Source organism: Streptomyces sp. NPDC048270, assembly GCF_040652335.1.
Taxonomy (GTDB): Bacteria; Actinomycetota; Actinomycetes; order Streptomycetales; family Streptomycetaceae; genus Streptomyces.
In genome coordinates, this window is the sequence record NZ_JBEZLV010000026.1 from 70793 (window position 1) to 96649 (window position 25857).

Below are 25857 nucleotides of genomic sequence, written 5' to 3' on the forward strand. Positions count from 1 at the left end.
TTCAGCCCAGCGGGAGGACCTTGCGGCCCCAGGTCTCCTCGGTCACCACGGCGAACGAGATGTACCAGGCGATGCCCGCGCAGAGCAGGCCGAGGTACCCGCCGACGTGGCCGAGGGCGGTGACCTGGGACAGGTCGCCCAGGGCCAGGAACAGGAAGGTCAGCGCCAGCACGCCGAACAGCAGCCGGTGCGCCAGGTCGAGCCTCATGGCGGCGACGCACATGTAGGCGGTGAAGACGAACCAGGCCACGAGGAACCAGCCGGTGGCGATGTGCGCCTGGCCGGCCGGCAGCGTCGGCACGACGAACTTCACGTAGCCCGCGAAGGCCATCCAGAAGGCGCCGTACGAGACGAAGGCGGTGGTCCCGAAGGTGTTGCCGCGCCGGAACTCCAGCACGCCGGCCACGAACTGGGCGATGCCGCCGTAGAAGAGGGCGAGCGGCAGCACGACGGCGCTGAGGGCCGCGTTCGCGATCAGGCCCGAGTTGAAGAGGCTGAGCACGAAGGTGGTCAGGGCGAAGGCGGCCAGACCGAGCGGTCCGGGGTTCGCGAGGCGGACCGCGGCGGCCTGCGGCGCGGTGGCGGGGGAGGCCTCGGGGTGCGGAGCCGGGGCCTGCGGAGCCGGGGCCTGCGGCGCGGGGGCCAGGGTGGAGCTGGGCATGGCGAAGGGCACTTTCGGTGGGGGGATATCCCGAATATATCGGACTCCCCGACTGGTCTGGACCACCAAAGGTCCACCCGCCGGGGGCCGAAGTCCCGAAGCCGAGCCGCCCAGCGGCTCCCACCCCCGAAGGCCCCACCCCCGAAGGCCCCACCCCCGAAGGCCCCGGCCCCGAGGCCCCGGCCCCGAAGGCCCCGGCCCCGAAGGCCGGGCCCCCACAGGCCCGAAGCCCGGGTCGGGGAGGCCCCCGCCGCTACATGTACCGCTTCAGCTCGCGCCGTGCCAGGGAGCGCTGGTGGACCTCGTCCGGGCCGTCGGCCAGCCTCAGGGTGCGCGCCGCCGCCCACAGCTCGGCGAGCGGGAAGTCCTGGCTCACCCCGCCCGCGCCGTACAGCTGCACCGCGTCGTCCAGGATCCGCACCACCGCCCGCGGGGTCGCGATCTTGATGGCCTGGATCTCGGTGTGCGCGCCCCGGTTCCCGGCCGTGTCCATCAGCCAGGCCGTCTTCAGGACCAGCAGCCGCAGCTGCTCCACCGTGACCCGGGCGTCCGCGATCCAGTTCTGCACGACCCCCTGTGCGGCCAGCGGCTTGCCGAAGGCCGTCCGTTCCACGGCGCGCCGGCACATCAGCTCGATGGCCCGCTCCGCCATGCCGATCAGCCGCATGCAGTGGTGGATGCGGCCCGGCCCGAGCCGCGCCTGGGCGATGGCGAAGCCGGTGCCCTCCTCGCCGATCAGGTTCGCCGCCGGGACCCGCGCCCCGTCGAAGACCACCTCGGCGTGCCCGCCGTGGTCGTGGTCCTCGTACCCGTACACCGTCATGGCCCGGCGCACCTCGACCCCCGGGGTGTCGCGCGGCACCAGGATCATCGACTGCTGGCGGCGCGGATCGGCGCCCCGCGGGTCCGTCTTGCCCATCACGATGAAGATCTTGCAGTCCGGGTTCATCGCCCCGGAGATGAACCACTTGCGTCCGGTGATCGTGTACTCGGCGGCCCCGCCCCCCGCACGCTCGATGCGCGTCTCGATGTTGGTCGCGTCCGAGGACGCCACCTCCGGCTCGGTCATCGCGAACGCGGAGCGGATCTCCCCGGCCAGCAGGGGCTCCAGCCACTGCTTCTTGTGCTCCTCGGAGCCGAACTGCGCGAGCAGCTCCATGTTGCCGGTGTCCGGGGCCGCGCAGTTGGTCGCCATCGGGGCCAGGTGCGGGCTGCGGCCGGTGATCTCGGCGAGCGGGGCGTACTGGAGGTTGGTCAGCCCGGCGCCGTACGCGGCGTCCGGCAGGAAGAGGTTCCACAGCCCCTGGCGGCGCGCCTCGGCCTTCAGCTCACCGAAGACGGCCGGGGTGTCCCAGGGCGAGGCCAGCCGTGCGCGCTGCTCGGCGGCGACGGCTTCCGCCGGGTAGACGTACTCCTCCATGAACGCGAGCAGCCGCTCGCGGAGTTCCTCGGTCCGGGCGTCGAATGCGAAGTCCATGGGTCGTGTGCCTCAGCCTTCGTGGCGGTTTTTGGTGGTGCGGGGGGCCTGGAGGGTGGTCAGACCGTGCTCGATGAAGACCGGGACCAGCTCGCCGATCCGGTCGAAGCCCGCGCCGACGGTCTGCCCGAGCGTGTAGCGGTAGTGGATCCCCTCGAGGATCACCGCGAGCTTGAACCAGGCGAACGCCGTGTACCAGGCGATCGCACCGGTGTCCCGTCCGGAGCGGGCCGCGTAGCGCTCGACCAGCTCCGCGGGGGTCGGATGCCCCGGCGCCGCGCTGGTGGTGCTGACCGGGGATTCGGTCAGGCCCAGGTCCGAGCTGTACATCACCAGCAGCCCGAGGTCGGTGAGCGGATCCCCCAGTGTGGACATCTCCCAGTCCAGCACCGCCCGGATCCTGTCGTCGGGGCCGCCGATCAGTACGTTGTCCAGCCGGAAGTCCCCGTGCACCACGGTCGGCGCGGGGGAGGCGGGCAGCGTCCGGCCGAGCGCTCCGTGGAGTTCGTCGATCCCGGCGAGCTCCCGCCCCCGGGAGGCCGCGAGCTGCTTGCCCCAGCGGCGCAGCTGCCGGTCCAGGAAGCCCTCGGGACGCCCGAAGTCGCCCAGCCCGACGGCCGCGGGGTCCACCGCGTGCAGGTCCACCAGGGTGTCGACCAGGCCGAGCACCGCCCGCCGGGTGCGCTCGGGGCCGATCCCGGCGAGCTCGTCCGCCGTGCGGTAGGGCACCCCCTCCACGTACTCCATGACGTAGAACGGCGCCCCCAGCACGGACTCGTCCTCGCACAGCAGCACCGGTTCCGGCACCGGTACGGCCGTCCCGTGCAGGGCGGCGATCACCCGGTGCTCGCGCCGCATGTCGTGCGCGGTGTCCAGGACGTGGCCGAGCGGGGGACGGCGCACCACCCAGCGGCCGGAGCCGTCGGTGACCTCGTACGTGAGGTTCGACCGGCCCCCTTCGATCAGCCGGGCGGTCAGCGCCCCGGCCGCGAGCCCGGGCCGCGCGGCGTCGAGATGGCCGCGCAGCCGTTCCAGATCGAGGCCTCGCGGATCGTCCGGGGCTGGGGTCATGGGGGGCACCTCCGTACGGGGTTCGACGGTGACAGTTCGCTCGGAGCCATCATGCCGACCAGTCGGTATGTAGTCCAGGGCGTCGGCCGAAAGAACTCCTCCGGGCCCGTTCAGGCATGGCAGAGGAGCGGCGTCCCGCCGTTCATCACCGTCATGTCCCCCAGGACGGCCGGGATGTCGAGCGCGGCGCCCTCCGGTTCTCCGGCCAGTTCCGCGTACGCCCGGTGCAGGTTCGCCACCAGCCGCTCGCTCTCCCGCCACGCCGCGAACTCTCCGAGATCGGCCCGCCGGGCCGTATCCAGCGGGGTCAGCCCCTCCGCCCGCCCCTCCCGGGCCAGTTCTGCTACGTACCGCAGGTAGCGCTCGGTGGCGTCGTAGGCCGAGGCGTCGGTCAGCGGCCCGTGTCCCGGTACGACGGTCTCCGCGTCCAGGGAGCGCAGCAGCTCCAGCGCCCGCAGCGAGCCGGCCAGGGAGCCCATCGCGAGGAAGGGCGTGCCCTCGGCGAACACCAGGTCGCCGGTGAACACCACCCGCTGCCGGGGCAGCCACACGATCGAGTCGCCGGTGGTGTGCGCCACGCCCGGGTGGATGACCCGCACCTCCGTCCCGCCGACGTGCAGGGTCATCCGGTCGCTGTAGGTGAGGTCGGGTGCGGTGATCTCTATCGCGCCGAAGTCGGTCGCGGGCCAGATCATCTCGAGCTGGTGCCCGGCGGCGAGCTGCTCGGCCCGCGCGTTGTCGTGCCCGAGGACCAGCGCCTCGGGCGTGAACACGCCGTTGCCGTAGGTGTGGTCGCCGTGGTGGTGGGTGTTCACGACCGTGCGGGGGAGCGGCGCCCCGGTGGCCGTGACCGCCTCGCGCAGGGCCAGGGCGCGCCGCTCGGTGGCGGCGGTGTCGACGAGCAGCGTCCGGCCGCCGTCGCTGACGAACCCGGCGTTGTTGAGGCACCAGCCGCCGTCCGGCTGGACGTAGGCGTGCACCCCCGGTGCGGGCTGGACGAGATACGGCTTGTCGGCGGTCATCCGCGCTCTCCCCGGGTCGCTTTGACGGTCGTTCGGCATCCTGCCAGCCGTCGCGGGCCCGGGGGAGGGCGGGTGGCGCGTTCGCGCTCAGCGGCCGCGCGCCTCAGTGGTCATCGTAGTGCCCGTCGTGCTCGGCGTGCCGGTGCCCGTCGTGCACGTAGTCCACGTGGTCGCCGTGCCGGACCGCCTCGTGCCCGCAGTCCGAGCCGTGCACGTGGGTGTGGCCGTCGTGGGCGGTGTGCCCCTCGCTCTCGCACTCGTCCCAGTGCCCGGAGTGCTCCCGGTGCAGGTGTCCGTCGTGCGCGTAGTCGACGTGGTCGCCGTGCGGGACGGCCTGGTGGCCGCAGTCAGGACCGTGGCTGTGGGCGTGTGTGGGGTGTTCCAGGTGCTGGGTGGTCATGGGGCCGAGGCTAGTGCGGATCACCCGGTATCGCCCGTTCTGTCCGAGGAGTGTCCGGGTGGCGCGGGAAAGCCGGATCATCAGACCGCCGGGCTCAGACGATCACGGCCATCGCGAACACCGCCAGCGCCAGCGTGCAGGCCACCACCCCCAGGGCCGCGCGCGGCCCCAGCCCCGGCGGCCGGCCGGCCGCCAGCTCCCGGATCCGCCGGTGCGCCACCCCCAGGAACGCCAGCCAGACCAGCGCGGCCACCGCCGCCCCGGCCACCTCCACCGGCCGCCCGGACCCGCGCAGCGCCTGCCGCAGCGCCAGCACCACCACCACCGAGGAGGCCAGCGTCGTACGCCGCCACGCGAGCCGGGTCCGTTCGGGCTGCAGTCCCGCGTCGCGCGCCTCACCGTCCGGGGACGGGCTCACCGCCCCGACGTCCAGCCGAGCGCCACGACCACCACCATCGCCACCGCGACCAACCCGACCCCCAGGCTCAGCACCACCGGGAACCGCGACAGCGGCAGGTCCTCGCCCCGCCGCATCGCCCGCTCGCACCGCATCCAGTGGTTCACCGCCCGCAGCGCGCAGGCCGCGCCCACCGCCAGCAGCGCGAAGGCCATCCCGACCCGCACGCCCCACCGCAGGTCCGGCAGGAACTGGTCCACGGCGAAACCGCCGCCCACCAGGGCCAGCGCGGTCCGGATCCAGGCGAGGAAGGTCCGCTCGTTGGCCAGCGAGAAGCGGTAGTCGGGGGTCTCGCCCTCGTCCTGGAGGCCCTGCGGCGCGAACCAGAGGCGGACGTCTTTGACGAAGTCGATCACAAGGGCAATCTACGGCGGAACTCCCGCAGCCGCCGGTACGCCTCCAGGCCGTCCGGCACCCAGGCCCACTCCCCGCCGGCGACGCGCCGGTCCAGCTCCTCGGGCGGGAGGTAGGTGTGCCAGTCCACCTCCGACTCCTGCGGAGCCACCGGCAGCTCGCACCGCACCTCGTGCACGGAGGACCACCAGGCCCCGCCCGGGCCCTCGTACAGGAACTTGAACAGCGGCTCCGGCTGCGGCAGCCCGGTCACCCCGAGCTCCTCCTCGGCCTCCCGCAGCGCGGCTCGCGCATAGTTCTCCCCGGCGCCCAGCACCCCGCCCACGAACATGTCGTAGTGCGAGGGGAACACCAGCTTCGAGGCCGTGCGCCGGTGCACGAAGATCCGCCCCCGGGCGTCCGAGGCCAGCACGAACACACAGCGGTGGATCAGCCCCCGCGCGTACACCTCGCCCCGCGGGGCCTGCCCGAGGACCCGGTCGTCCCGGTCCACCACGTCCAGTACTTCATCAGCGGCACTCACGCGGTTCATCCAACCACCGCTGTTGACTGGTTACCGCTCCGTAGCCAAGGATCTGCCCCACCACCGACGGAGGACGGGTATACGCATGACGTACGACGCTGACGTGATCGTGATCGGGGCCGGGCTGGCCGGGCTCGCGGCCACCGCCGAACTCGTCGACGCGGGCCGGAAGGTCATCCTGCTCGACCAGGAGCCCGAGCAGTCCATCGGCGGCCAGGCCCACTGGTCCTTCGGCGGGCTGTTCCTCGTGGACTCGCCCGAGCAGCGCCGGATGCGGATCAAGGACAGTCGCGACCTCGCCCTCCAGGACTGGCTGGGCACCGCCGGCTTCGACCGCGAGGAGGACGGCTGGCCGCGCCGCTGGGCCGAGGCCTACGTGGACTTCGCCGCCGGCGAGAAGCGCCCCTGGCTGCACGCGCAGGGCGTCCGGTTCTTCCCGGTGGTCGGCTGGGCCGAGCGCGGCGGCTACGACGCCGAGGGCCACGGCAATTCCGTCCCCCGCTTCCACATCACCTGGGGCACCGGCCCCGGCCTGGTCGAGCCCTTCGAACGCCGGGTCCGGGCCGGGGTGGCCCGCGGACTGGTCCAGCTGAGGTTCCGGCACCGGGTGACCGGCCTCTCCCGCACCGCGGGCGCCGTCGACACCGTGACCGGCGAGGTCCTGGAGCCCTCCGACGCCGTACGGGGCACCGCGAGCAGCCGCGAGAGCGCCGGGGCCTTCTCCCTGCGGGCCCAGGCCGTGATCGTGACCAGCGGCGGCATCGGCGGCAACCACGACCTGGTCCGCGCACAGTGGCCCGCCCGGCTCGGCACCCCGCCCGAGCGGATGCTGTCCGGGGTCCCCGCCCACGTGGACGGCCTGATGCTCGGGATCGCCGAGGAGGCGGGCGCCAGCCACATCAACAAGGACCGGATGTGGCACTACACCGAGGGCATCGGGAACTGGGACCCGATCTGGGCCAGGCACGGGATCCGGATCCTGCCGGGCCCCTCCTCGCTCTGGCTGGACGCGACGGGCCGGCGGCTGCCCGTCCCGCTCTTCCCGGGCTTCGACACGCTCGGCACCCTCGACCACATCATGCAGACCGGCCACGACCACACCTGGTTCGTCCTCAACCAGCGCATCATCGGCAAGGAGTTCGCCCTCTCCGGCTCCGAGCAGAACCCGGACCTCACCGGCAAGTCGGTCCGCGACGTCATCAACCGGGCCCGGCAGGCCGTCCCCGGGCCGGTGAAGGCCTTCATGGACCACGGCGCGGACTTCGTCGTCGAGCGCGACCTGTCCGCCCTGGTGCGCGGGATGAACGCGGTCACCAAGGAGGACCTGATCGACGAGGCGGAACTGCGCCGCGTGATCACCGCCCGGGACCGGGAGATCGCCAACCCGTTCAGCAAGGACCTCCAGGTGACGGCCATCCACGGGGCACGCAGGTACCTCGGCGACAAGCTGATCCGCACGGCCGCACCGCACCGGATCCTGGATCCCGGGGCCGGCCCGCTGATCGCCGTACGGCTCTCGATCCTGACCCGCAAGTCCCTGGGCGGCCTGGAGACCGACCTCTCCTCGCGCGTCCTGGGGGCGGACGGCGAGCCGCTGCCCGGGGTCTACGCGGCGGGCGAGGCGGCAGGCTTCGGCGGCGGCGGGGTGCACGGCTACCGGGCCCTGGAGGGCACCTTCCTGGGCGGCTGCATCTTCTCGGGGCGGGCGGCGGGCCGGGCCGCGGCCAAGGCGGTCGGCTGACCCCCGCCGCGGCCGCACCGGCCCCCCGACGCGCTCAGCCCAGCCGCTCGACGATCCGGAACCGCTCCGTCACCACCGGCGTGCCGTCGTCCACGGTGAACCCCGGATCGCCGAGCAGCTCGCGCAGCTCGGCGCCGTGCCAGAACTCCTCGTGGGAGGAGCGCCATTCGGCCACGGACGCGTACCCCTCGCCCTCGGCCAGCGCGTGCTCCAGGTCCACCTCCCCGAGCGGCAGGACGCGTACGTCCGTCACCTCCAGGACGGCCACCGGACACGCGGCGGAATCCAGCAGTGCCGTCCGCTGCCCCGCCACGGGCAGCGGCTCGCCCTCCGCCTCGTACCCCGCGAGCAACCCCGTCGTCGAGGTCTTCGCCCCGCTCAGCACGGCCGCGACCAGCCGGTCGCGCAGCGGTCCGGGGAAGCCCAGCAGATACGGAGGAAGATCGTCGTCGGTCGTCATGTCCCGAGCCTAGGGGATGGCCCGAAGTCCACCCCGAACCGGCACAAGCACCCCAACTCACACCATCGTCAGACCAGTTGAAACCCGCCACGCAGTGGACTGGACCTTGACTCGGAGCTGTGCGTACCGCTTTGCTGTCAGTGATCACCGGTTCGCTCACCGGCACGATCCGCACGCCACACGGCCGGACCACCCACGTGCATCATGCACGTTTTCCGGCCACCGCTCGCCAGCACTCCTCGTCCGCCCGCGCCCTGGAGGGAAAACCCGCGGATGTCCCCGCCTCCGCCGCCCCTCGGCCGCGCCCGCAAGCGGGACGCCCAGCTCTTCGACCCGGCCCTCTGCGACGCCGAACTCGTCGACGTGCGCTCCCAGTTCACCCAGGGCCGCTGGTCCAAGGCCCGGTCCCTGCTCGTCGGCACCGGCGACGACTGGGACCGCCGCGGCCACCGCGTCGTCGTGCTCGCCGAGACCCCGGCGGCCACCGCCTGGGCCCGCGAATGGCTGCTCGCCGAACCCGAGAGCGCCGACGCCGCCACCCTCCTCGCCTGCGCCGCCGTCTTCTCCGCCCTGCGCCGCAAGGGCACCCCGGCCGCGGCCGAGGAGGCCTGCCGCCGGGCCGCCGCCCTGCTGCCCGCCGACCCGACCCCCTGGCTCGGCCTGCTCCTGCTGTCCCGGGCCTTCGGCACCGAGGAGGAGTTCAGCCGCCACTTCGACCAGGTCCGGGCCCGGCACCGCGAGCACCACCACGCCCACCACCTGATGGTCGCCAGGCTGGCCGAACGCACCCCCGCCTCCGGCCACGACCCGCTCCACGAGGTCTACGACTTCGCGGCCTGGGCCGCCGAGGAGTCCCCGGCCGACTCCCCGCTCGCCGTGCTCCCGGTCATCGCGCACGCCGAGCGCTACCGGGTACTGGCCGCCACCCACGGGCACACCTTCGGCAACGCCGCCCAGCACTGGTCCGGCCGGCGGGCCCGCACGGTGCTGCGCTCCGCCTTCGACTGGTGGCTGGAGTGGGAGCGCGAGGACCACCCGCGCAACCGCGTCGACCTCAACTTCCTCGCCCACGCCAAGCTCTGCGAGGGCCGTCCCGCCGAGGCCGCCGCCCTGTTCCACCGGATCGGCAGCCACGCGACCCCCGCCCCCTGGTCCTACCCGGACCTCGACCCGCACAAGGCCTTCCTCGCCGCACGGCGGGCCGCGCTCGGCACCGCGTGACCGCTGCCCGAACCCCGTCCGCCCCGCCCGGGGCCACCCCGGGACCACCCCTGCCCCACCCCACACGAAAGGACGGACCCGCCATGCCGACGGGCAGATCCACCACGCTCCAGGACCCGGCCGAGATCCGCACGTACAAGGGCCAGGACCGGGCCCTGCGCGCCGACCGCCTCGGTACCGCCGGCCTGCTGCTCTCCGTACTGGCCGCCAGCGCGCCCCTGATGGTGGTCGCCGGTGTGATGCCCACCACCTTCGGCGTCATGGGCATCGTGGGCCAGCCGCTGCTCTTCGTCATCCTCGGCCTCGTCCTGGCGCTCTTCAGCATCGGCTACGCGGAGATGAGCCGGCACGTCCACAACGCCGGCGCCTTCTACGCCTACATCGCCCGCGGCCTCGGCCCCACCGCGGGCGCCGGGGCCTCCCTGGTCGCCCTCGTCGCGTACAGCGCCATGCAGGTCGGCGTCTACGGCATCCTCGGCTTCGAGATATCCGGCCTCTTCGCCACCTACCTCGGCATCGAACTCGCCTGGTGGATCCCGGCCCTGCTCGCCGTCGCCGCCACCGGCGCACTCGGCTGGCTGAAGATCGACCTCAACGCCAAGGTGCTCGGCGTCCTCCTCCTCATCGAGGTCGCCCTGGTCGTCGTCTTCGACGCCGCCGCCCTCGGCAAGCCCGGCGCCGAAGGCCTCTCCCTGCACGCCTTCAACCCGGAGACCCTCAGCGGCCCCGGTCTGGGCACCGCCCTGTGCTTCTGCATCGCCGCGTTCGTCGGCTTCGAGCAGTCCCCGGTGTACGCCGAGGAGACCAGCAAGCCGCACATCGTCGTCTCCCGGGTGATGTTCCTCGCCGTCGGCTTCGTCGCCCTCTTCTTCGCCCTGAGCGCCTGGGCCCTCACCGTCGCCACCGGCCCCTCCGAGGTCGTCAAGACGTCCGCCGAAGCCGGCCCCGGCCTGCTCTTCCAGCTCACCGAGGCCCGCCTCGGCGGCGCCTTCACCGACGTGCTGCACGTCCTCTTCGTGACCGGCATGTTCGCGGCCATGCTCAGCTTCCACAACGTGGTCGCCCGCTACGCCTTCGCGATGGGCCGCGAGGGCCTGCTCCCGGCCGCCTTCGGCCGGACCAACTCCGGCACCGGCGCCCCCGGCACCGGCTCCCTCCTGCAGACCGGCGTCGCCGCCGTCGTCGTGACCGCCTTCGCCGTCACCGACGACATGCCCACCGGCGACCCGACCGCCCCCGTACTCCACCTGTTCACGTGGATGGGCAGCGTCGGCGCCCTGGGCGTGACCCTCCTCATGGCCGCCGCCTCCTTCGCCGTCATCGCCTTCTTCGTCCGCCGCGGCACCGCCGGCGCCCAGGTCTGGCGCCTCGTCGCGGCCGGCGCCGCCGGCCTCGCGCTGCTCGCCATCGCCGTCTACACCGTCAAGGACTTCGGCGTCCTGGTCGGCGCGGCCGAGGGCTCCGCCCTCAACTGGGTCCTGCCGGGCATCATCGCCGCCGCCGTCGCCGGCGGCCTGCTCTACGGGGCCTTCCTGCGCCGCAACCGCCCCGAGGTGCACGCCCGCATCGGCCTCGGCAACGAAGCCTTCCGCCTCGACCAGGCAGCAGAGGCCACCACCCGAGACTGACCCAGAGCCTGGCTTTCCAGCTTCCGCGAAGCCCCCGACGACCCTTTCCAAGGTCGTCGGGGGCTTCGATGCGCTGGGCTGATTTTGGCGGGTGGCGGACCCCCATGGTCTCCTGGGGCGATCAAAACGACCGAACCGCAGCACAGGGGACACCACCCAGCTCCCCTGCGCGGCGGTCCGGGCCTGCCTTGTCCGACCCCCACGAAGGCGAAGTCATCCATGAGTGACCGCACCTTGACCGAGGCCCCCGCCCCGGCGTCTTCCCGCCACGTCGACGCCGGTGACGAGGGCTACAGCAAGGACCTCAAGTCCCGCCACATCAACATGATCGCGATCGGCGGGGCGATAGGCACCGGCCTGTTCCTCGGCGCCGGAGGCCGCCTGGCAGGGGCCGGCCCCTCGCTGGCGATCGCCTACGCGGTGTGCGGCGTCTTCGCCTTCTTCGTCGTCCGGGCCCTCGGCGAGCTCGTGCTCTACCGTCCCTCCTCCGGCGCCTTCGTCTCCTACGCGCGCGAGTTCATGGGGGAGAAGGGCGCCTACACGGCGGGCTGGCTCTACTTCCTCAACTGGTCCACGACCACTGTGGCCGACATCACGGCCGCCGCGACCTACGCCCACTTCTGGTCGCTGTTCACCGACGTCCCCCAGTGGGTCCTCGCCTTCATCGCCCTCGCCGTCGTCCTCACCGCGAACCTGATCTCGGTGAAGTACTTCGGCGAGATGGAGTTCTGGTTCTCCCTGGTCAAGGTCGCCGCCCTGGTCATCTTCCTGATCGTCGGCATCTGGCTCGTGGCCACCAGCCACGAGATCGGCGGCCACACCCCCGGCCTGTCCACCATCAGCGACAACGGCGGCCTCTTCCCGTCCGGCGTCCTGCCGATGCTCCTGGTCATCCAGGGCGTGGTCTTCGCGTACGCCTCCGTCGAGCTCTGCGGCGTCGCCGCCGGCGAGACCGAGAACCCCGAGAAGATCATGCCGAAGGCGATCAACTCGATCATGTGGCGCGTGGGCCTCTTCTACGTCGGCTCCGTGGTCCTGCTCGCGGTGCTGCTCCCGTACACGGCCTACTCCTCCGACCAGAGCCCCTTCGTCACGGTCTTCGACAAGCTCGGCGTCCCCGGCGCCGCCGGCATCATGAACCTGGTCGTGCTGACGGCGGCCCTCTCCAGCCTGAACTCCGGCCTCTACTCCACCGGCCGCATCCTGCGCTCCATGGCCCTGTCCGGCTCGGCCCCCCGGTTCACCGGCGTCATGAACAAGGGCAAGGTCCCCTACGGCGGCGTCCTCTTCACCGCCGCCTTCGGCGTCGCGGGCGTCGTCCTGAACTACTTCATGGCGGAGGAGGCCTTCGAGATCGTCCTGAACTTCGCCTCGCTGGGCATCCTCGGCACCTGGGCGATGGTCATGATCTGCTCGCTCCACTTCTGGCGCCGCGCGAAGCAGGGCCGGGTCGAGCGCCCCGCCTACCGCCTGCCCTGGGCCCCGTACACCCAGCTCGTGACCCTGGTCTTCCTCCTCACGGTCCTCGTGCTGATGTGGTGCGACGGAGGCGTCGGCCGCACCACGGTCATGTTCGTCCCGGCCATCGGCGCGGCCCTGGTCGGCGGCTGGTTCCTGGTGCGCCGCCGGGTGGCGGAGATCGCCGCGGCCCGCGACTGACCGCCGCGGCCCGAGACTGACCGTCCCGGCCGCTCACGGGGCCCCTCGCCCGGGGCCCGTGAGCGGCCTTTCGGCGTCCGTGCGCCCGGGACAACGAAAAGGACCCCGCCGAAGCGGGGTCCTTCTTCTGTGTCCGAGGGGGGACTTGAACCCCCACGCCCGATAAAGGGCACTAGCACCTCAAGCTAGCGCGTCTGCCATTCCGCCACCCGGACAAGGTGTCTGTCTCGCGTCCCTCGCGGGCCGTTCCGACGTGGAAAACATTACCAAACATTCCGGGGTCCTCGATCACACCCCCCTGTGGCCTGGGAGCGCCCTTGGGGAGAACGGTTCCGAGCGGGAGGATGGAGGCAGTTCGGTACCGATCAGTGGGAGGAAGCAGCGTGAGCGAGTCGAGCGCGGGCAGGACCGTCTCGGGCGAGGACGAGGTCGTCGACCTCTGCCGGGACCTCATTCGGATCGACACCAGCAACTACGGGGACCACTCGGGCCCCGGCGAGCGCAAGGCGGCCGAGTGGGTGGCCGAGAAGCTCGCCGAGGTCGGGCTGGAGCCGCAGATCTTCGAGTCGCACAAGGGGCGGGCCTCGACGGTGGCGCGCATCGAGGGCGAGGACCCCTCGCGGCCCGCGCTGCTGATCCACGGGCACACCGACGTGGTCCCGGCCAATGCGGCCGACTGGACGTACGACCCCTTCGCGGGAGAGATCGCCGACGGCTGCGTGTGGGGCCGCGGCGCCGTCGACATGAAGGACATGGACGCGATGACGCTGGCCGTCGTGCGCGACCGGATGCGCAGCGGCCGCAAGCCCCCGCGCGACATCGTGCTCGCCTTCCTCGCCGACGAGGAGGCCGGCGGCGTGTACGGGGCGCGGCACCTGGTCGACAAGCACCCGGGGCTCTTCGAGGGGGTCACCGAGGCGATCGGCGAGGTCGGCGGCTTCTCCTTCACGGTGAACGAGAACCTGCGGCTCTACCTCGTGGAGACCGCCCAGAAGGGCATGCACTGGATGCGGCTCACGGTGGAGGGCACCGCGGGCCACGGCTCCATGACCAACAACGACAACGCCATCACGGAGCTGTGCGAGGCCGTGGGGCGGCTCGGGCGCCACCAGTGGCCGGTGCGCGTGACCAAGACCGTACGGAGCTTCCTGGACGAGCTCTCCGACGCGCTCGGGACCCCGCTGGACCCGGACAACATGGACGCCACGCTCGCCAAGCTCGGCGGCATCGCCAAGATGGTCGGCGCGACCCTGCGCAACTCCGCCGCCCCGACGATGCTCGGCGCCGGCTACAAGGTCAACGTCATCCCCGGCCAGGCCACGGCCCACGTCGACGGCCGCTTCCTGCCCGGCTACGAGGACGAGTTCTTCGCCGACCTGGACCGCATCCTCGGTCCCCGGGTGAAGCGGGAGGACGTGCACGGGGACAAGGCCCTGGAGACCGACTTCGACGGCCGTCTGGTCGACGCGATGCAGGGGGCCCTGAAGGCCGAGGACCCGATCGCGCGGGCCGTCCCGTACATGCTCTCGGGGGGCACGGACGCCAAGTCCTTCGACGACCTCGGCATCCGCTGCTTCGGCTTCGCGCCGCTGCAGCTGCCGCCCGAGCTGGACTTCGCCGGAATGTTCCACGGCGTGGACGAGCGGGTGCCCGTCGACGGGCTCAAGTTCGGCGTCCGCGTTCTCGACCGATTCATTGACAACGCCTGAGAATCGCAGAGGTGTGCGCAGACCACTGGGAAGAGTGAATGCGCTCATACGCTCGTAGCCCTGGTGATCCCTCCTCGTTACAGGTGGTGCGGTCCGCGGCTGGGACCGCAATTGCCTACTAGGAGGAACAATGATCAAGAAGGTTGTCGCCGCTGCGGCTGCCACCGGTGGCCTGGTTCTCGCGGGTGCGGGTCTGGCTGTCGCCGACGCGGGTGCCCAGGGTGCGGCCATCGGCTCCCCGGGTGTCCTGTCCGGCAACGTCGTCCAGGTCCCGGTTCACATCCCCGTGAACGTCTGCGGCAACACGGTCAACGTGATCGGCCTGCTGAACCCGGCCTTCGGCAACACCTGCGTCAACGCCTGACGCGTCTGAAGTCTTTGGCCCCGGAGCGCATTCCAGCGCTCCGGGGCCACCGGGCTTTTCCGGCCCGGATTCTCACTTTCAGCGGACCAGGCGGGGGAGCCTGGACGTACACACCAGGGGACGATCACAGATGCGACGACCGGCACAGGCCACCAGGAAGACCCTGATCACCATGGCTGCCGCGGGGGGTGTCCTCGCGATGGGCGGGGGGTACGCGCACGCGGACTCCGCTGCCTCGGGGCACGCCGCGAACTCTCCGGGACTGCTGTCCGGGAACAGCGCGCAGGTGCCCGTGGACGCGCCCGTGAACGCCTGCGGGAACACGGTGAACGTGGTGGGAGGCCTCAATCCGGCCTTCGGGAACCACTGCTTCAACGGTTCGGGCCGCCACGGCGGGCCGGGCCACCCGAACCTTCCCGGCACACCTCACGTCCCCGGAAACCCGGGCAGCCCCGGTCACCCGGGGCATGACGACGACGAACCGTGCGACGACCACCCGGGCACGCCGGGCAACGGCAACCCGGGCAACGGCAACCCGGGCACGCCGGGCAACGGCAACCCGGGCACGCCGGGCAACGGCAACCCGGGCACGCCGGGCAACGGCAACCCGGGCACGCCGGGCGAAGAGAACCCCGGGAACGGGAACCCGGGCAACGGGAACCCGGGCACGCCGGGCAACGGCAACCCGGGCACGCCGGGCGGAGAGAACCCCGGGAACGGGAACCCCGGGAACGGGAACCCCGGGAACGGGAACCCCGGGAACGGGAACCCCGGGAACGGGAACCCCGGCACCCCGGGCAACGGCACCCCCGGTGCCCCCGGCGGTCAGGCCCCGGGCACACCCGGTACGCCGGGTACGGGCACCGGGCCGGCCTCGGGCCCGGTCACGCCGGCCACCCCGGACACGGGGGCCGGCCTCGCCGCCACCGGCTCCGGTGACGTCCTGACCGCGGGCCTGCCGCTCGCCGGCGGCCTGCTGCTGGCCGGGACCGTGCTCTACCGGCGAGCCCGCTCGGCCGCCTGACGGCCGTCCGCGACGCGGGCCCCGCCCCCGGGGCCCGCGTCACCAGGTCGCGCGGACCTGGCGGATGATCCGGCGGCGCAGTCGCACCCGGCGGCTGCCGTCCCGGTGCAGGGTCAGGCGGTCGAGTTCCCAGTTCCCGTACTCGGCATGATCGGTCAGCAGGCGGGTCGCCTCCTTGCGGGGAACGCCGCGGGGCACGTACACGTCGACAAATTCGTATTCCGGCATCGCATCTATTGTGCGGGCAGAGCCCTGCTACGGATAGCGTCTCCCCTATGTCTGATGCCGCTCTGCCCACTGCTGCCGAGGTACGCGCCGCCGCCGAGGCGGTCAAGGAAGCGCTCGACCGGCACCTCGCCGCGGTCGAGCGCAGGACCGGGGACGAGGACCCCGACGTCTACGCCGCGTTCAACGAACTCGCCGCCGCGGCCGAGGAGTACGACGAACTCCTCTACGACCGCTACGACGAGGTCACCCCCTTCGAGATCCCCACTCCCGAGGACGGCGTCCCGTACACCGGCCCCACCGAGCCCGCCGCGTTCAGCGTGCTCATCCGCCGCGACTACGCCGTGGTCGAGCCGCCGAGGCTGATCGCCCAGGCCGAGCGGGTCGCCGCCCACGACCGGGACGCGGAACTGGTCCACGACGGCGGGACCGCCGGCGCGCTGGGTGTCCTGTTCGGCGAGTACGAGCCCGACGAGATCGCCTCCCGCTACAAGGAGTTCGGGCTGGAGGAGGGCGACTCCACCCTGTGGATCGCGGCCTCGGAGGAGATGGCGGACCCGGGGGAGTGGCTCAACTCGCCCTTCGGGCACACCGATCCGGAGGACGTCATGCACCGGTTCGACGTCAGCTCCGTCTTCGACGAGGAGACCGACGAGTTCGGTGAGGACGCGGACGAGGACGAGGGCGAGCACACCGACGAGGACGAGGACGAGGACGAGGCCGCACGGCCGGGGCTGACCCCGGCCTGAGCGGCGGCCCCGAGCGGGACCCGAACGGAAAGGAAGCGGCCCCCGCACCGAGTGCGGGGGCCGCTTCGCGTCACTGCGGCTGTTCGCCCGCCGTCGCCAGGGCGGTCAGCAGGCCCGTCAGCCGGGTCGTACGCGGCTTCGGCAGCACCTCGGCCACCGCGCGCGGCAGCGCCTGGTCCACCCCGTGCACCACCGAGAGGTGCCGCTCGGCCCGCCCGAACGCCGTGTACACCCAGTCACGGGAGAGGGCCTGCGCCGCGTCCCCCGGCAGTACGACGACCACCGCCGGCCAGCGGGCGCCCACCGCCTGGTGCGCGGTCACCGCCCAGCCGTGCCGGACCTGCGACTCCACCAGCTCCTTCGGTACGACGACCGGCGCGCCCGCGCGCTCCAGGTGCAGCCCCTCCGCGTCGGCCGACACCACCCGGGCCGGCAGGGCCCGTCCGGGCGAGGGCACGTGGACCACCCGGTCGCCGGGATCGAAGCCGCCGAACCGGCCGGGGCCGGGGTTCAGCCGCTCCTTGAGGGCGGCGTTCAGCGCCCGGGTGCCAGCCGGACCGCCGTGGCCCGGGGTGATCACCTGCACGCTGTCCGCCGGGATGCCGAAGGCCCGGGGCACGGACTCGGCGACCAGCTGCACGGTCCGGTGCACCGCCTCCCCGGCGTCGCGCACCGGGACGATGACGACCTCCTTGCCGGGGGCGTCGACCTGGTTCAGCTCCCCGACGCCGACCCCCGAGACCAGTTCGCCGAGCGGACCGGGGTCCGGGACGCGGGAGACCACCTGGGGGCAGGTACGGGCGGCCAGCAGATCGGCGAACACCCGCCCGGCGCCGGCGGACCCGAGCACCGCGGGGTCCCCGGAGAGCACCAGGCGGGCCCCGTCGGGGACCGACTCCGCCAGTGCGGCCGCGGTGTCCACGTCCAGCTGGGGCGCGTCCAGCACCACCAGCAGGTCCAGAGCGAGCTGCCCGTCGGCGTCCCGGCCCGGCCCCTCCGCCCCGGAGAGCAGCCCGGCGACGGTGACCCCGCCGACCGGGGGGACGTGCGCGGCCAGGCAGGCCCGCAGCCCGAACTCCCGGGCGGCGGCCAGCAGGGCGAGCGGCTCGGCGCGGGCGGCCTCGCCGCCGGTGTGGGCGACCAAGCCGTGGCCCGCGACGGCGCGGATCAGCTCGGCGCCGGGTCCGGTGGCGGCCTTCTCCCAGTCCGCCGGGGCGTCGAAGGTGCTGGCGATCCGGGCCAGGGCGTCGGCCAGGCTCTCCTCGGCCATCGCCGCGCCCTCCAGGCCCACCAGCACCCGTACCGGCTGTTCCTCGTCCTCCGCGACGGGCGGGCCCAGCGGCTCGTGGAAGACCAGCACCGAGCCGTCGCCGATGGCGGCTTCGAGGGCCTCGTCGGGGTCCGGCACGGCGTACTGGGCCAGCGCCGACCGCAGGACCGGGGCTTCCAGCGCGGTGTGCCCCTTCAGCCCGGCCTGCACCAGCAGCCAGCCGACCAGGGCGGCGGTGCGCCGCTCGTCGCCCGGCCCCGCCTCGTCGCCCAGCAGGGCGCGGGCGAAGCCGTCCGCCTGGGTCGGGCGGACGGCGGGGACCGCCAGCAGCAGCCAGGGGTTCTCGAGGAGCCGCCCGGCGGCGCCGTCGCCGAGCGCCGCCGCGGCCGGGGCGGCCAGTGCCTCGGGGGCGCCGCCCCGGGCCAGCACGGCCCGTACGGCTTCGGTGTCCGCGGCGGCGGGGGCGGCGGCCGGGGTCTGCGCCGGCCTGGCGCGCGGCGGCGGCGGGGGAGCGGGGGCCGCCTTGCGCGGCGCGGCCGGGGCCTCGTCGAAGTACACGGACGGGGGCTTCGCCCCGCTCTCCACGGCCCGTACGGCGGCCAGCAGGTCGGCGGCCTTCCCGCTGAGCTTCGCCCCGGCCTCGACGGGTCCCTCCCGCTCGGCCTTGCGCCGGGCGATCCGCTCCCGCTCGACCTTCTGCGCGGCCAGCTCGGCCTGAGCCTCACTCAGCTCGGCAGCCGCTCCGCCTGCGGCGGCCCCGGCACCCTCCGCCCCGGCTCCGCCGGCGACGGGCTCGTCGGCCCCGGCCCCCTCCGCCCCGGCCTCGCCGGCGGCGGGCTCAGCGCCCTCCGGCCCGCCCACGCCTGCGGCAGCCCCGGCCTCGTCCGACCCGGCCTCGCCGCCTGCGGCGGGCTCAGCGCCCTGCGCCCCGGCGTCGCCCGCGGCGGGTTCGTCGGCCCCGGCACTGTCCGCCCCGGCTTCGCGAGCGGCGGCCTCGGCCCCGTCTCCCTCGGCTTCTCCTGCGGCGGCCTCGGCACCCTCCACCTCGGCCTCGCCTGCGGCGGACTCGGAGTCTTCCGCCCCGGCTTCGCCAGCGGAGGGCTCGGCGCCCTGCGGCTCGGCTTCGCCTGCGGCGGGTTCGGCAGCCCCGGCATCCTGCGGCTCGGCTTCGCCCGCAGTGGGCTCGGCACGGCCCTCCGCTCCGGCTTCGCCAGCGGCGGGCTCGGCATCGGCCTCCGCTCCGGCTTCGCCCGCGGCGGGTGGGTGCACGGGTGAGTCCTCCGCGGCAGCGGGCGTGGGCGGGACGGCCGTCGCCTCCGTTTCCTCCGCGGCAGCGGGTTCGGCCGAGCGGTCGGTACTCACAGCGTGCTCCAGTCCTGATCGGGATAGCGGTGCACGGGAGCCGACACATCGTCCAGCGCCCGGCAGATCTCCTCGGGAAGACTAAGGGCCTCCACTGACAGGGCCGCCCCGAGCTGCGCCGACGTCCGCGCGCCGACGATGGGCGCGACCACCCCGGGCCGGTCCCGGATCCACGCCAGGGCCACCTGGAGCGGGGTGACCGCCAGTCCCTGAGCCGCCGTCACCACCGCGTCCACGATCCGGCCCGCGGCCTCGTCCAGGTACGGGTCCACCAGCGCGGCCAGGGATTCCGAAGCGCCCCGCGAGTCCGCCGGCGTGCCGCCCCGGTACTTGCCCGTCAGGACCCCGCGCCCCAGCGGGGACGAGGGCAGGAGGCCGACGCCCAGGTCCAGGGCGGCGGGCAGCACCTCGCGCTCGACCCCGCGCTGGAGCAGCGAGTACTCCATCTGGGTCGAGGCCACCCGGGTCCGCACCCCCGGGGCCGCCAGCTGCCAGGTCGCCGCCTTCGCCAACTGCCAGCCGCAGAAGCCGGCCACCCCGGCGTACCGGGCGCGGCCGCTGCTCACGGCCAGGTCCAGCGCCTGCAGGGTCTCCTCCAGCGGGGTCACCGGGTCGAACGCGTGCAGCTGCCAGAGGTCGACGTAATCGGTGCCCAGCCGGTCGAGCGAGGCGTCGAGCGCGGCCAGCAGGTGCCCGCGCGAGCCGTCGAAGCGCCGGTCCGGATCGGGCACGCTGCCCGCCTTGGTCGCGATCACCAGGTCCCGGCGCGGGACGAGCCCCGCCAGCAGCCGGCCCAGGAGGTACTCCGCCTCCCCGCCGGCGTACACGTCGGCCGTGTCGACGAGGGTGCCGCCCGCCTCCCAGAACGTCTTCACCTGCTCGGCGGCGGCTTCCTCGCCGGTGTCGCGGCCCCAGGTGAGGGTGCCGAGGCCGATCCGGGATACGCGCAGTCCGGTGCGGCCGAGATGCCTCTGCTCCATGAGCGCTGAGACTACTGGGGCACTGACGGAAGGGCTCCGGGCGCGCTAGAGTCCCCGCACACGCACGTTACTGATCGGTAAATTCGGTAAGGGGACGACACATGCGGCTCGGCATCAATCTCGGCTACTGGGGTGCGGGCATGGACGCCGACAACCTCGCCGTCGCACAGGAGGCCGACCGCCTCGGCTACGACGTCTGCTGGGCCGCCGAGGCCTACGGCTCCGACGCCCCCACCGTCCTCGCCTGGGTCGCCGCCCAGACCGAGCGGATCGACGTCGGCTCGGCGATCCTGCAGATCCCGGCCCGCCAGCCCGCCATGACGGCCATGACCGCCGCCACCCTCGACTCCCTCACCAAGGGCCGCTTCCGGCTCGGCCTGGGCGTCTCCGGCCCGCAGGTCTCCGAGGGCTGGTACGGCGTCAAGTTCGACAAGCCGCTCGCGCGGACCCGGGAGTACGTGGAGATCGTCCGCAAGGCGATGAGCCGCGAGCGCCTCTCGTACGAGGGCGAGCACTGGACCCTGCCGCTCCCCGGCGGCCCGGGCAAGCCGATCAAGCTCACCGTGCACCCCGAGCGCGAGCACATCCCGCTCTACATCGCCGCGATCGGCCCCAAGAACCTGGAGCAGACCGGCGAGATCGCCGACGGCGCCCTGCTGATCTTCCCGGCCGCCGAGCACCTGGAGGCCACCGCGCTCACCCACATCCGGGCGGGCCGCGAGAAGGCCGGGCTGACCATGGAGGGCTTCGACGTCTGCCCGACCGTGCCGCTGGCCGTCGGCGAGGACGTGACGGCGCTCGCCGACACGTTCCGCCCCTATACCGCCCTGTACGTAGGCGGCATGGGCAGCCGGAAGCAGAACTTCTACAACCAGCTGGCCCAGCGCATGGGATACGAGAAGGAAGCCGCCGAGATCCAGGACAAGTACCTGGGCGGTGACAAGACCGGCGCGGCCGCGGCCGTCCCGCACTCGCTGATCGACTCGACCACGCTGCTCGGCCCGGTCGAGCGGATCGCGGACGGCATGCGGGCCTACGCGGAGGCCGGGGTCACCACCCTCACGCTGGCCCCGGCCGGCTTCACGCTCGACGAGCGGATCGCCGCCCTGCGGGCCGGCACCGAGGCCATGGAGCGCGCGGGCCTGGCCTGACGGATGCCCGGACCGGCCGCCCGGAGCCCGCTGGAGCGGGGCCCGGGCGGCGCCGGGAGGGAGCCTGCGGCCGTGGTGGGGGCTCGGGGGGTCTTCCCCGCCACGGCCGACACAGCCACAACGCGCGGGGCGCCCGCCGGGTTACGGTCCACCGCCCGGCCGCCGGTTTCGTTCATTCGGGCGAGTAGCCCCGTGCTTCGGTTGCCGCCCCCGGCGACCGGCGTTTGACTCGGTGCATGCTCTCTGCCCGCAGCCTGTTCCAGGAGATCGTCGACCACGACGACTCCTTCCAGCTGTTCTGCTCCATCGCCGCCAGCGGGGAGACCCAGGGCGGCTGGGAGAACGCGCGCATCGCGGCCCTGGTGCCGGAGGGGATGCGCGACCTCGCACCGAAGATCACCCGGCACGGCGCCGACGAGGACAAGCACGGCCGGATCTTCAACGCCCTGCTCCGCAAGCGCGGTCTGCCGCCCGTCCCGGTGCCCCCCGAGACCGACTACACGATGCTGCTGGAGCGGCGCGGCATCGGCCTCGCGCACGAGAAGCTGCGCCGCGAGGAGCCGCTGGCCGAGCGCGACATCGTCGTCTACCTCGCGCACAGCCGGGTCACGGAACAGCGGGCCGCCGACCAGATGGACATGCTGGTCGGCCACTTCGGCGACCATCCCGAGCTCGGCAAGGCCATCCGCATGATCAGCCACGACGAGGACAACCACCTCGCCTACTGCCACGAGGAGTTGCTGCGCCTCGCCCGCGAGGGGCACGGCCGCACCATCCACCGGGTGCTGCGCGAGAGCGCGCTCGCCGAGATCGGCATCTACCGCGACGTGAGCCTCGCCGTCATGGACCACATGGGACGGCTGCTGCGCTGGCCGGCGCCGAAGGCGGCCGCGCTCGCCGCCGGGATCCGCGGGATGTACGCGTACGAGCGGTTCAGCGGCTGGCACCGGATGGTGAGCCTGCGCACGCCCCAGCGGCGCGACGCCCTGGGCGGCGCTCCGCTCACCGCGCCCGAGTTCGCCTAGGCGCCGCGGGCCCGCCGGAGCGGCAGGGCGCCCCCGGGCCGCGGCCGTGCCGGGCGCGGCCCGGGGCGGGTCACAGCCAGCCCCGGCGCTTGAACAGCCGGTGCAGGCCCAGGCACGCGCCCACCATGACCAGCACCACCGCCGGGTACCCCACGCCCCACGTCAGCTCGGGCATGTGCTCGAAGTTCATCCCGTAGATCCCCGCCACCATCGTGGGCACGGCCGCCATCGCCGCCCAGGCCGAGATCTTGCGCATGTCGTCGTTCTGCCGCACGCCCATCTGCGCCAGGTGCGCGGCGAGGGCGTCCGACAGCAGCCGGTCCAGCCCCTCTACGTACTCGTTCGCCTTGGTCAGGTGGTCGGCCACGTCGCGGAAGAACGGCTGGGCGTGCTCGTGCACGAAGGGCACGCTGCCGAGGGCGAGCCGGTCCATCGGCTGCATGAGCGGGCTCGTCGCCCGGCGGAACTCCAGCACCTGCCGCTTGAAGGCGTAGATCCGGGAGGCGGTGTTCTTGGTGTCCTGGGCGTTCGGCGCGAAGACCTCCGCCTCCAGCTCCTCCAGGTCCACCTGGAGTTCGGCCGCCACGTCGATGTAGTGGTCCACCACCGCGTCGGCGACCGCGTACAGCACGGCGGTGGGCCCGTGCTTCAGGACGTTCGGCTCGTGCTCCAGCCGGCGCCGCACGGCCGCCAGCGCGGCCCCCTCGCCGTGCCGGACGGTCACCACGAACGAGTCGCCGATGAACAGCATCAGCTCGCCGGTGGTGACGATGTCGGTGTGGTCGTCGTAGAGCACCGGTTTGAGGACGACGAACAGCGAGTCGTCGTACACCTCCAGCTTCGGGCGCTGGTGCGCGGTCAGGGCGTCCTCCACCGCCAGCGGGTGCAGACCGAACTCGGCACGGACGTGCTCGAACTCCTTCTCGGTCGGCTCGTGCATGCCGACCCAGAGGAAGGCGTCACCCGTGGCCCGCGCCGCGTCCAAGGCCTCCGAGAAGTCCTCGGGACCCTCGGCGCGGCGGCCGTTCCGGTAAATCGCGCAGTCCACAATCACGCGCCGTATTCTCCCCCGCCCCCGTCCCGCCCGCACGTCGCCGGGACCGCCTAGGCTGGCGGCATGGCCACGCTGATCCTCGTACGACACGGGCGGTCCACCGCCAACACCGCTGGGCTGCTCGCCGGATGGACCCCGGGAGTGGCCCTCGACGAACGCGGCGCCGAGCAGGCCGCCGCCCTCCCCGGCCGGCTGGCGGGCGTACCGCTGGCCGCCGTCGTCACCAGCCCCCTGCAGCGCTGCCGGGAGACCCTGGCCCCGCTGCTGGCCGCCCGGCCGGAGCTGGAGCCGCACACCGACGACCGGATCGGCGAGTGCCACTACGGCGACTGGTCGGGCCGCAAACTCGCCGAACTGGCCGACGAACCCCTGATGAAGATCGTCCAGCAGCACCCCTCGGCGGCCGCCTTCCCCGGCGGCGAGTCGATGCGCGCCATGCAGGCGCGCGCGGTGGAGGCCGTACGGGACTGGAACGCGCGGGTCGAGGAGGAACACGGCAGCGACGCCGTCTTCCTGATGTGCTCCCACGGCGACATCATCAAGTCCCTCGTCGCGGACGCGCTGGGCATGCACCTGGACCTCTTCCAGCGCATCCACGTCGACCCCTGTTCCGTGACCGCCGTCCGCTACACGCCCACGCGGCCGTTCGTGTTCCGGCTGGGCGACACCGGGGACCTCGGTTCGCTCGTACCGCGCCCGAGCACACCGGACAAAGCAGCGGAAGACGGCGGGAACGCCGTCGTCGGAGGCGGTGCGGGCGCGGTGTGATCGAACGGCGCAGTAGGGTGGACTGGCCCTGCGAACGAGGGCTGCCGCCGAGACTTGGAGACTGGACGTGCCCCGTCAGGTGTTCCTCTACGACCCGCCGGACCGCTTCGTCGCCGGCACGGTCGGTCTGCCGGGACGCCGTACGTTCTTCCTGCAGGCCTCCTCCGGCCCCCGCGTCACCAGCGTCTCCCTGGAGAAGACCCAGGTCGCGGCGCTGGCCGAGCGGATGGACGAGCTGCTGGACGAGGTCGTACGGCGCACCGGGGGCAATGCCCCGGTCCCGGCCGTGGCCCCCGCCGAGGCCGCCGACACCGCGCCGCTGGACGTCCCCGTGGACGAGGAGTTCCGCGTCGGCACCATGGCCCTGGCCTGGGACGGCGAGGAACAGCGCATGATCGTCGAGGCGCAGGCCCTGGTCGAACTCGACGCCGACTCGGACGAGGATCTCGCCGAGGCGGAGGAACGCCTGCTCCAGGACGAGGAGAACGGCCCGCCCATGCTGCGGGTCCGCCTCACCGGCGCCCAGGCCCGGGCCTTCGCCAAGCGGGCCCTGGACGTGGTCAACGCGGGCCGGCCGCCGTGCCCGCTGTGCAGCCTGCCGCTGGACCCGGAGGGGCACGTCTGCCCCCGCCAGAACGGCTACCGGCGCCAGGTGTGACCGTCATGGGGGAGCGGGAGAAGTACGAGGAACTGCTCACCAGGGGTGAGCTGACCGTCGTCGGCCGGATCCGCGAGGCGTCCAACGCCGTGCTGCTCTGCACCGTCACGTACGCCGGCGCCAGCGCCGACTGCGTGTACAAGCCGGTGAAGGGCGAGCGCCCGCTGTGGGACTTCCCCGACGGGAACCTCGCCCAGCGCGAGGTCGCCTCCTACCTGGTCTCCGAGGCCACCGGCTGGGGCCTGGTGCCCACCACCGTGCTGCGCGAGGGGCCGTACGGCGAGGGCATGGTCCAGCGGTGGATCGAGACTCCCGGGGACGAGGGCCCCGGCCCCGAGCTCCTCGCGCTCGTGGAGGGCGAGGAGGCGGGGGACGGCTGGAAGCCCGTGGCCTTCGCCGACGTGGGCGAAGGCCGCACCGCCCTGCTCGTACACGCCGACGACCCGAGGCTGCGCCGGCTCGCCGTCCTCGACGCCGTGATCAACAACGGCGACCGCAAGGGCGGCCACCTGCTGCCCGGGCCCGACGGGCGCCTGTACGGGATCGACCACGGCGTGACCTTCCACGCGGAGGACAAGCTGCGCACCCTCCTGTGGGGGTGGGCGGGGGAGCCGCTGACGGACGAGGCGCGCGGGGTGCTCGCCTCGCTGGCCGCCGAGCTGGCGGACGGGGCCCCGCTGGCCACCCGGCTGGCCGAACTCGTCACGGCGGCCGAGCTGGCCGCCGTACGGGACCGGGTGGCGCAGCTCCTGCGCACCGGAACGCATCCGGAACCCTCCGGTCAGTGGCCGTCGATCCCGTGGCCACCGGTCTGAACCGGCCACCGCGCACACGCATAGTTTCG

Annotated in this window: 26 protein-coding genes and 1 tRNA gene; 13 read left to right on the top strand and 14 right to left on the bottom strand. The window is 73.3% G+C overall.

Annotated features, from left to right (window positions below):
• Position 1 precedes the first annotated feature (1 nt).
• The 8 genes from AB0D66_RS23070 to AB0D66_RS23105 form a co-directional block, all read right to left on the bottom strand.
• The gene (locus AB0D66_RS23070; protein ID WP_362306541.1) at positions 2–661 is read right to left on the bottom strand and encodes an acetate uptake transporter; all 660 of its coding nucleotides are present in this window, start codon (positions 659–661) and stop codon (positions 2–4) included.
• 253 nt (positions 662–914) lie between these two features.
• Positions 915–2138: an acyl-CoA dehydrogenase family protein gene (locus AB0D66_RS23075; RefSeq protein ID WP_362306544.1), complete on the bottom strand. Its 1224-nt coding sequence runs from the start codon at positions 2136–2138 to the stop codon at positions 915–917.
• Between the two features lie 12 nt (positions 2139–2150).
• Entirely contained in the window at positions 2151–3209 is a 1059-nt protein-coding gene (locus AB0D66_RS23080) for a phosphotransferase family protein (protein ID WP_362306547.1), read from the bottom strand.
• A 110-nt stretch (positions 3210–3319) separates the two neighbouring features.
• Positions 3320–4231, bottom strand: a complete 912-nt coding sequence (locus tag AB0D66_RS23085; RefSeq protein ID WP_362306550.1) for an MBL fold metallo-hydrolase — start codon at positions 4229–4231, stop codon at positions 3320–3322.
• A 103-nt stretch (positions 4232–4334) separates the two neighbouring features.
• The gene (locus tag AB0D66_RS23090) at positions 4335–4631 is read right to left on the bottom strand and encodes a hypothetical protein (protein WP_362306553.1); all 297 of its coding nucleotides are present in this window, start codon (positions 4629–4631) and stop codon (positions 4335–4337) included.
• Positions 4632–4725: 94 nt separating this feature from the next.
• Entirely contained in the window at positions 4726–5049 is a 324-nt protein-coding gene (locus AB0D66_RS23095) for a DUF202 domain-containing protein (RefSeq protein WP_362306556.1), read from the bottom strand.
• Positions 5046–5444, bottom strand: a complete 399-nt coding sequence (locus tag AB0D66_RS23100; protein WP_362306559.1) for a DUF202 domain-containing protein — start codon at positions 5442–5444, stop codon at positions 5046–5048. Before AB0D66_RS23100 ends, AB0D66_RS23095 begins: the two co-directional genes overlap by 4 nt.
• On the bottom strand, positions 5441–5965 hold the full coding sequence (locus AB0D66_RS23105) for an NUDIX domain-containing protein (RefSeq protein ID WP_362306562.1): 525 nt from the start codon (positions 5963–5965) through the stop codon (positions 5441–5443). Before AB0D66_RS23105 ends, AB0D66_RS23100 begins: the two co-directional genes overlap by 4 nt.
• 85 nt (positions 5966–6050) lie before the next feature.
• Here AB0D66_RS23105 and AB0D66_RS23110 point away from each other — a divergent pair, with 85 nt between their 5' ends.
• Complete coding sequence (locus AB0D66_RS23110; protein ID WP_362306565.1) at positions 6051–7706, top strand: FAD-binding dehydrogenase; 1656 nt, start codon at positions 6051–6053, stop codon at positions 7704–7706.
• 34 nt (positions 7707–7740) lie between these two features.
• On the opposite strand, the gene AB0D66_RS23115 is transcribed toward AB0D66_RS23110, so the two are convergent.
• Complete coding sequence (locus tag AB0D66_RS23115) at positions 7741–8166, bottom strand: ASCH domain-containing protein (RefSeq protein ID WP_362306568.1); 426 nt, start codon at positions 8164–8166, stop codon at positions 7741–7743.
• Positions 8167–8439: 273 nt separating this feature from the next.
• On the opposite strand from AB0D66_RS23115, the gene AB0D66_RS23120 reads away from it, so the two are divergent.
• From AB0D66_RS23120 to AB0D66_RS23130, 3 genes are all read left to right on the top strand, one after another.
• On the top strand, positions 8440–9387 hold the full coding sequence (locus AB0D66_RS23120) for a hypothetical protein (RefSeq protein ID WP_362306571.1): 948 nt from the start codon (positions 8440–8442) through the stop codon (positions 9385–9387).
• Between the two features lie 83 nt (positions 9388–9470).
• The gene (locus AB0D66_RS23125; RefSeq protein WP_362306574.1) at positions 9471–11015 is read left to right on the top strand and encodes an APC family permease; all 1545 of its coding nucleotides are present in this window, start codon (positions 9471–9473) and stop codon (positions 11013–11015) included.
• 219 nt (positions 11016–11234) lie between these two features.
• Positions 11235–12674, top strand: coding sequence for an amino acid permease (locus AB0D66_RS23130; protein ID WP_362306577.1), 1440 nt, complete (start codon positions 11235–11237; stop codon positions 12672–12674).
• Between the two features lie 130 nt (positions 12675–12804).
• Here AB0D66_RS23130 and AB0D66_RS23135 read toward each other — a convergent pair.
• Positions 12805–12889, bottom strand: a tRNA-Leu gene (locus AB0D66_RS23135).
• Between the two features lie 168 nt (positions 12890–13057).
• Here AB0D66_RS23135 and AB0D66_RS23140 point away from each other — a divergent pair.
• From AB0D66_RS23140 to AB0D66_RS23150, 3 genes are all read left to right on the top strand, one after another.
• Complete coding sequence (locus tag AB0D66_RS23140) at positions 13058–14383, top strand: M20/M25/M40 family metallo-hydrolase (RefSeq protein ID WP_361762124.1); 1326 nt, start codon at positions 13058–13060, stop codon at positions 14381–14383.
• Between the two features lie 130 nt (positions 14384–14513).
• Positions 14514–14747 carry a chaplin ChpH gene (gene chpH / locus AB0D66_RS23145; protein WP_069919593.1) on the top strand — a complete coding sequence of 78 codons (234 nt, stop codon included), beginning with the start codon at positions 14514–14516 and terminating at the stop codon, positions 14745–14747.
• A gap of 172 nt (positions 14748–14919) precedes the next feature.
• Complete coding sequence (locus tag AB0D66_RS23150; RefSeq protein ID WP_362306581.1) at positions 14920–15771, top strand: chaplin; 852 nt, start codon at positions 14920–14922, stop codon at positions 15769–15771.
• Positions 15772–15810: 39 nt separating this feature from the next.
• Here AB0D66_RS23150 and AB0D66_RS23155 read toward each other — a convergent pair whose 3' ends face one another.
• Positions 15811–15999 carry a DUF5703 family protein gene (locus AB0D66_RS23155; RefSeq protein WP_031146791.1) on the bottom strand — a complete coding sequence of 63 codons (189 nt, stop codon included), beginning with the start codon at positions 15997–15999 and terminating at the stop codon, positions 15811–15813.
• A 47-nt stretch (positions 16000–16046) separates the two neighbouring features.
• Here AB0D66_RS23155 and AB0D66_RS23160 point away from each other — a divergent pair, with 47 nt between their 5' ends.
• The gene (locus AB0D66_RS23160) at positions 16047–16745 is read left to right on the top strand and encodes a hypothetical protein (RefSeq protein WP_362306585.1); all 699 of its coding nucleotides are present in this window, start codon (positions 16047–16049) and stop codon (positions 16743–16745) included.
• Between the two features lie 70 nt (positions 16746–16815).
• On the opposite strand, the gene AB0D66_RS23165 is transcribed toward AB0D66_RS23160, so the two are convergent.
• Together AB0D66_RS23165 and AB0D66_RS23170 are read right to left on the bottom strand one after the other, a co-directional pair.
• On the bottom strand, positions 16816–19377 hold the full coding sequence (locus AB0D66_RS23165) for an ATP-binding domain-containing protein (RefSeq protein WP_362306588.1): 2562 nt from the start codon (positions 19375–19377) through the stop codon (positions 16816–16818).
• Entirely contained in the window at positions 19374–20357 is a 984-nt protein-coding gene (locus tag AB0D66_RS23170) for an aldo/keto reductase (protein WP_362306591.1), read from the bottom strand. Before AB0D66_RS23170 ends, AB0D66_RS23165 begins: the two co-directional genes overlap by 4 nt.
• A 101-nt stretch (positions 20358–20458) precedes the next feature.
• On the opposite strand from AB0D66_RS23170, the gene AB0D66_RS23175 reads away from it, so the two are divergent.
• The gene (locus AB0D66_RS23175; RefSeq protein ID WP_362306594.1) at positions 20459–21508 is read left to right on the top strand and encodes an LLM class F420-dependent oxidoreductase; all 1050 of its coding nucleotides are present in this window, start codon (positions 20459–20461) and stop codon (positions 21506–21508) included.
• 236 nt (positions 21509–21744) lie between these two features.
• On the top strand, positions 21745–22533 hold the full coding sequence (locus tag AB0D66_RS23180) for a ferritin-like domain-containing protein (RefSeq protein ID WP_362306597.1): 789 nt from the start codon (positions 21745–21747) through the stop codon (positions 22531–22533).
• 70 nt (positions 22534–22603) lie between these two features.
• On the opposite strand, the gene corA is transcribed toward AB0D66_RS23180, so the two are convergent.
• Positions 22604–23596 (bottom strand): magnesium/cobalt transporter CorA, encoded by a 993-nt coding sequence (corA, locus tag AB0D66_RS23185; protein ID WP_362306645.1) that lies wholly within the window; start codon positions 23594–23596, stop codon positions 22604–22606.
• Positions 23597–23650: 54 nt separating this feature from the next.
• On the opposite strand from corA, the gene AB0D66_RS23190 reads away from it, so the two are divergent.
• From AB0D66_RS23190 to AB0D66_RS23200, 3 genes are all read left to right on the top strand, one after another.
• On the top strand, positions 23651–24355 hold the full coding sequence (locus AB0D66_RS23190) for a histidine phosphatase family protein (protein WP_362306600.1): 705 nt from the start codon (positions 23651–23653) through the stop codon (positions 24353–24355).
• 67 nt (positions 24356–24422) lie between these two features.
• Positions 24423–25013 (top strand): DUF3090 domain-containing protein, encoded by a 591-nt coding sequence (locus tag AB0D66_RS23195; RefSeq protein ID WP_150256714.1) that lies wholly within the window; start codon positions 24423–24425, stop codon positions 25011–25013.
• Between the two features lie 5 nt (positions 25014–25018).
• Entirely contained in the window at positions 25019–25828 is an 810-nt protein-coding gene (locus AB0D66_RS23200; protein ID WP_362306604.1) for an SCO1664 family protein, read from the top strand.
• Positions 25829–25857: the final 29 nt, after the last annotated feature.

Excerpts from the sequence above, each read along its gene's own strand:
- AB0D66_RS23155 (WP_031146791.1), bottom strand. The coding sequence starts at position 15,999 with ATGCCGGAATACGAATTTGTCGACGTGTACGTGCCCCGCGGCGTTCCC.
- AB0D66_RS23125 (WP_362306574.1), top strand. The coding sequence starts at position 9,471 with ATGCCGACGGGCAGATCCACCACGCTCCAGGACCCGGCCGAGATCCGC.
- AB0D66_RS23170 (WP_362306591.1), bottom strand. The coding sequence starts at position 20,357 with ATGGAGCAGAGGCATCTCGGCCGCACCGGACTGCGCGTATCCCGGATC.
- AB0D66_RS23090 (WP_362306553.1), bottom strand. The coding sequence starts at position 4,631 with ATGACCACCCAGCACCTGGAACACCCCACACACGCCCACAGCCACGGT.
- AB0D66_RS23115 (WP_362306568.1), bottom strand. The coding sequence starts at position 8,166 with ATGACGACCGACGACGATCTTCCTCCGTATCTGCTGGGCTTCCCCGGA.
- AB0D66_RS23150 (WP_362306581.1), top strand. The coding sequence starts at position 14,920 with ATGGCTGCCGCGGGGGGTGTCCTCGCGATGGGCGGGGGGTACGCGCAC.
- AB0D66_RS23080 (WP_362306547.1), bottom strand. The coding sequence starts at position 3,209 with ATGACCCCAGCCCCGGACGATCCGCGAGGCCTCGATCTGGAACGGCTG.
- AB0D66_RS23200 (WP_362306604.1), top strand. The coding sequence starts at position 25,019 with ATGGGGGAGCGGGAGAAGTACGAGGAACTGCTCACCAGGGGTGAGCTG.
- AB0D66_RS23110 (WP_362306565.1), top strand. The coding sequence starts at position 6,051 with ATGACGTACGACGCTGACGTGATCGTGATCGGGGCCGGGCTGGCCGGG.
- AB0D66_RS23130 (WP_362306577.1), top strand. The coding sequence starts at position 11,235 with ATGAGTGACCGCACCTTGACCGAGGCCCCCGCCCCGGCGTCTTCCCGC.
- AB0D66_RS23175 (WP_362306594.1), top strand. The coding sequence starts at position 20,459 with ATGCGGCTCGGCATCAATCTCGGCTACTGGGGTGCGGGCATGGACGCC.
- AB0D66_RS23075 (WP_362306544.1), bottom strand. The coding sequence starts at position 2,138 with ATGGACTTCGCATTCGACGCCCGGACCGAGGAACTCCGCGAGCGGCTG.
- AB0D66_RS23190 (WP_362306600.1), top strand. The coding sequence starts at position 23,651 with ATGGCCACGCTGATCCTCGTACGACACGGGCGGTCCACCGCCAACACC.
- AB0D66_RS23180 (WP_362306597.1), top strand. The coding sequence starts at position 21,745 with ATGCTCTCTGCCCGCAGCCTGTTCCAGGAGATCGTCGACCACGACGAC.
- AB0D66_RS23120 (WP_362306571.1), top strand. The coding sequence starts at position 8,440 with ATGTCCCCGCCTCCGCCGCCCCTCGGCCGCGCCCGCAAGCGGGACGCC.
- chpH (WP_069919593.1), top strand. The coding sequence starts at position 14,514 with ATGATCAAGAAGGTTGTCGCCGCTGCGGCTGCCACCGGTGGCCTGGTT.
- AB0D66_RS23070 (WP_362306541.1), bottom strand. The coding sequence starts at position 661 with ATGCCCAGCTCCACCCTGGCCCCCGCGCCGCAGGCCCCGGCTCCGCAG.
- AB0D66_RS23160 (WP_362306585.1), top strand. The coding sequence starts at position 16,047 with ATGTCTGATGCCGCTCTGCCCACTGCTGCCGAGGTACGCGCCGCCGCC.
- AB0D66_RS23085 (WP_362306550.1), bottom strand. The coding sequence starts at position 4,231 with ATGACCGCCGACAAGCCGTATCTCGTCCAGCCCGCACCGGGGGTGCAC.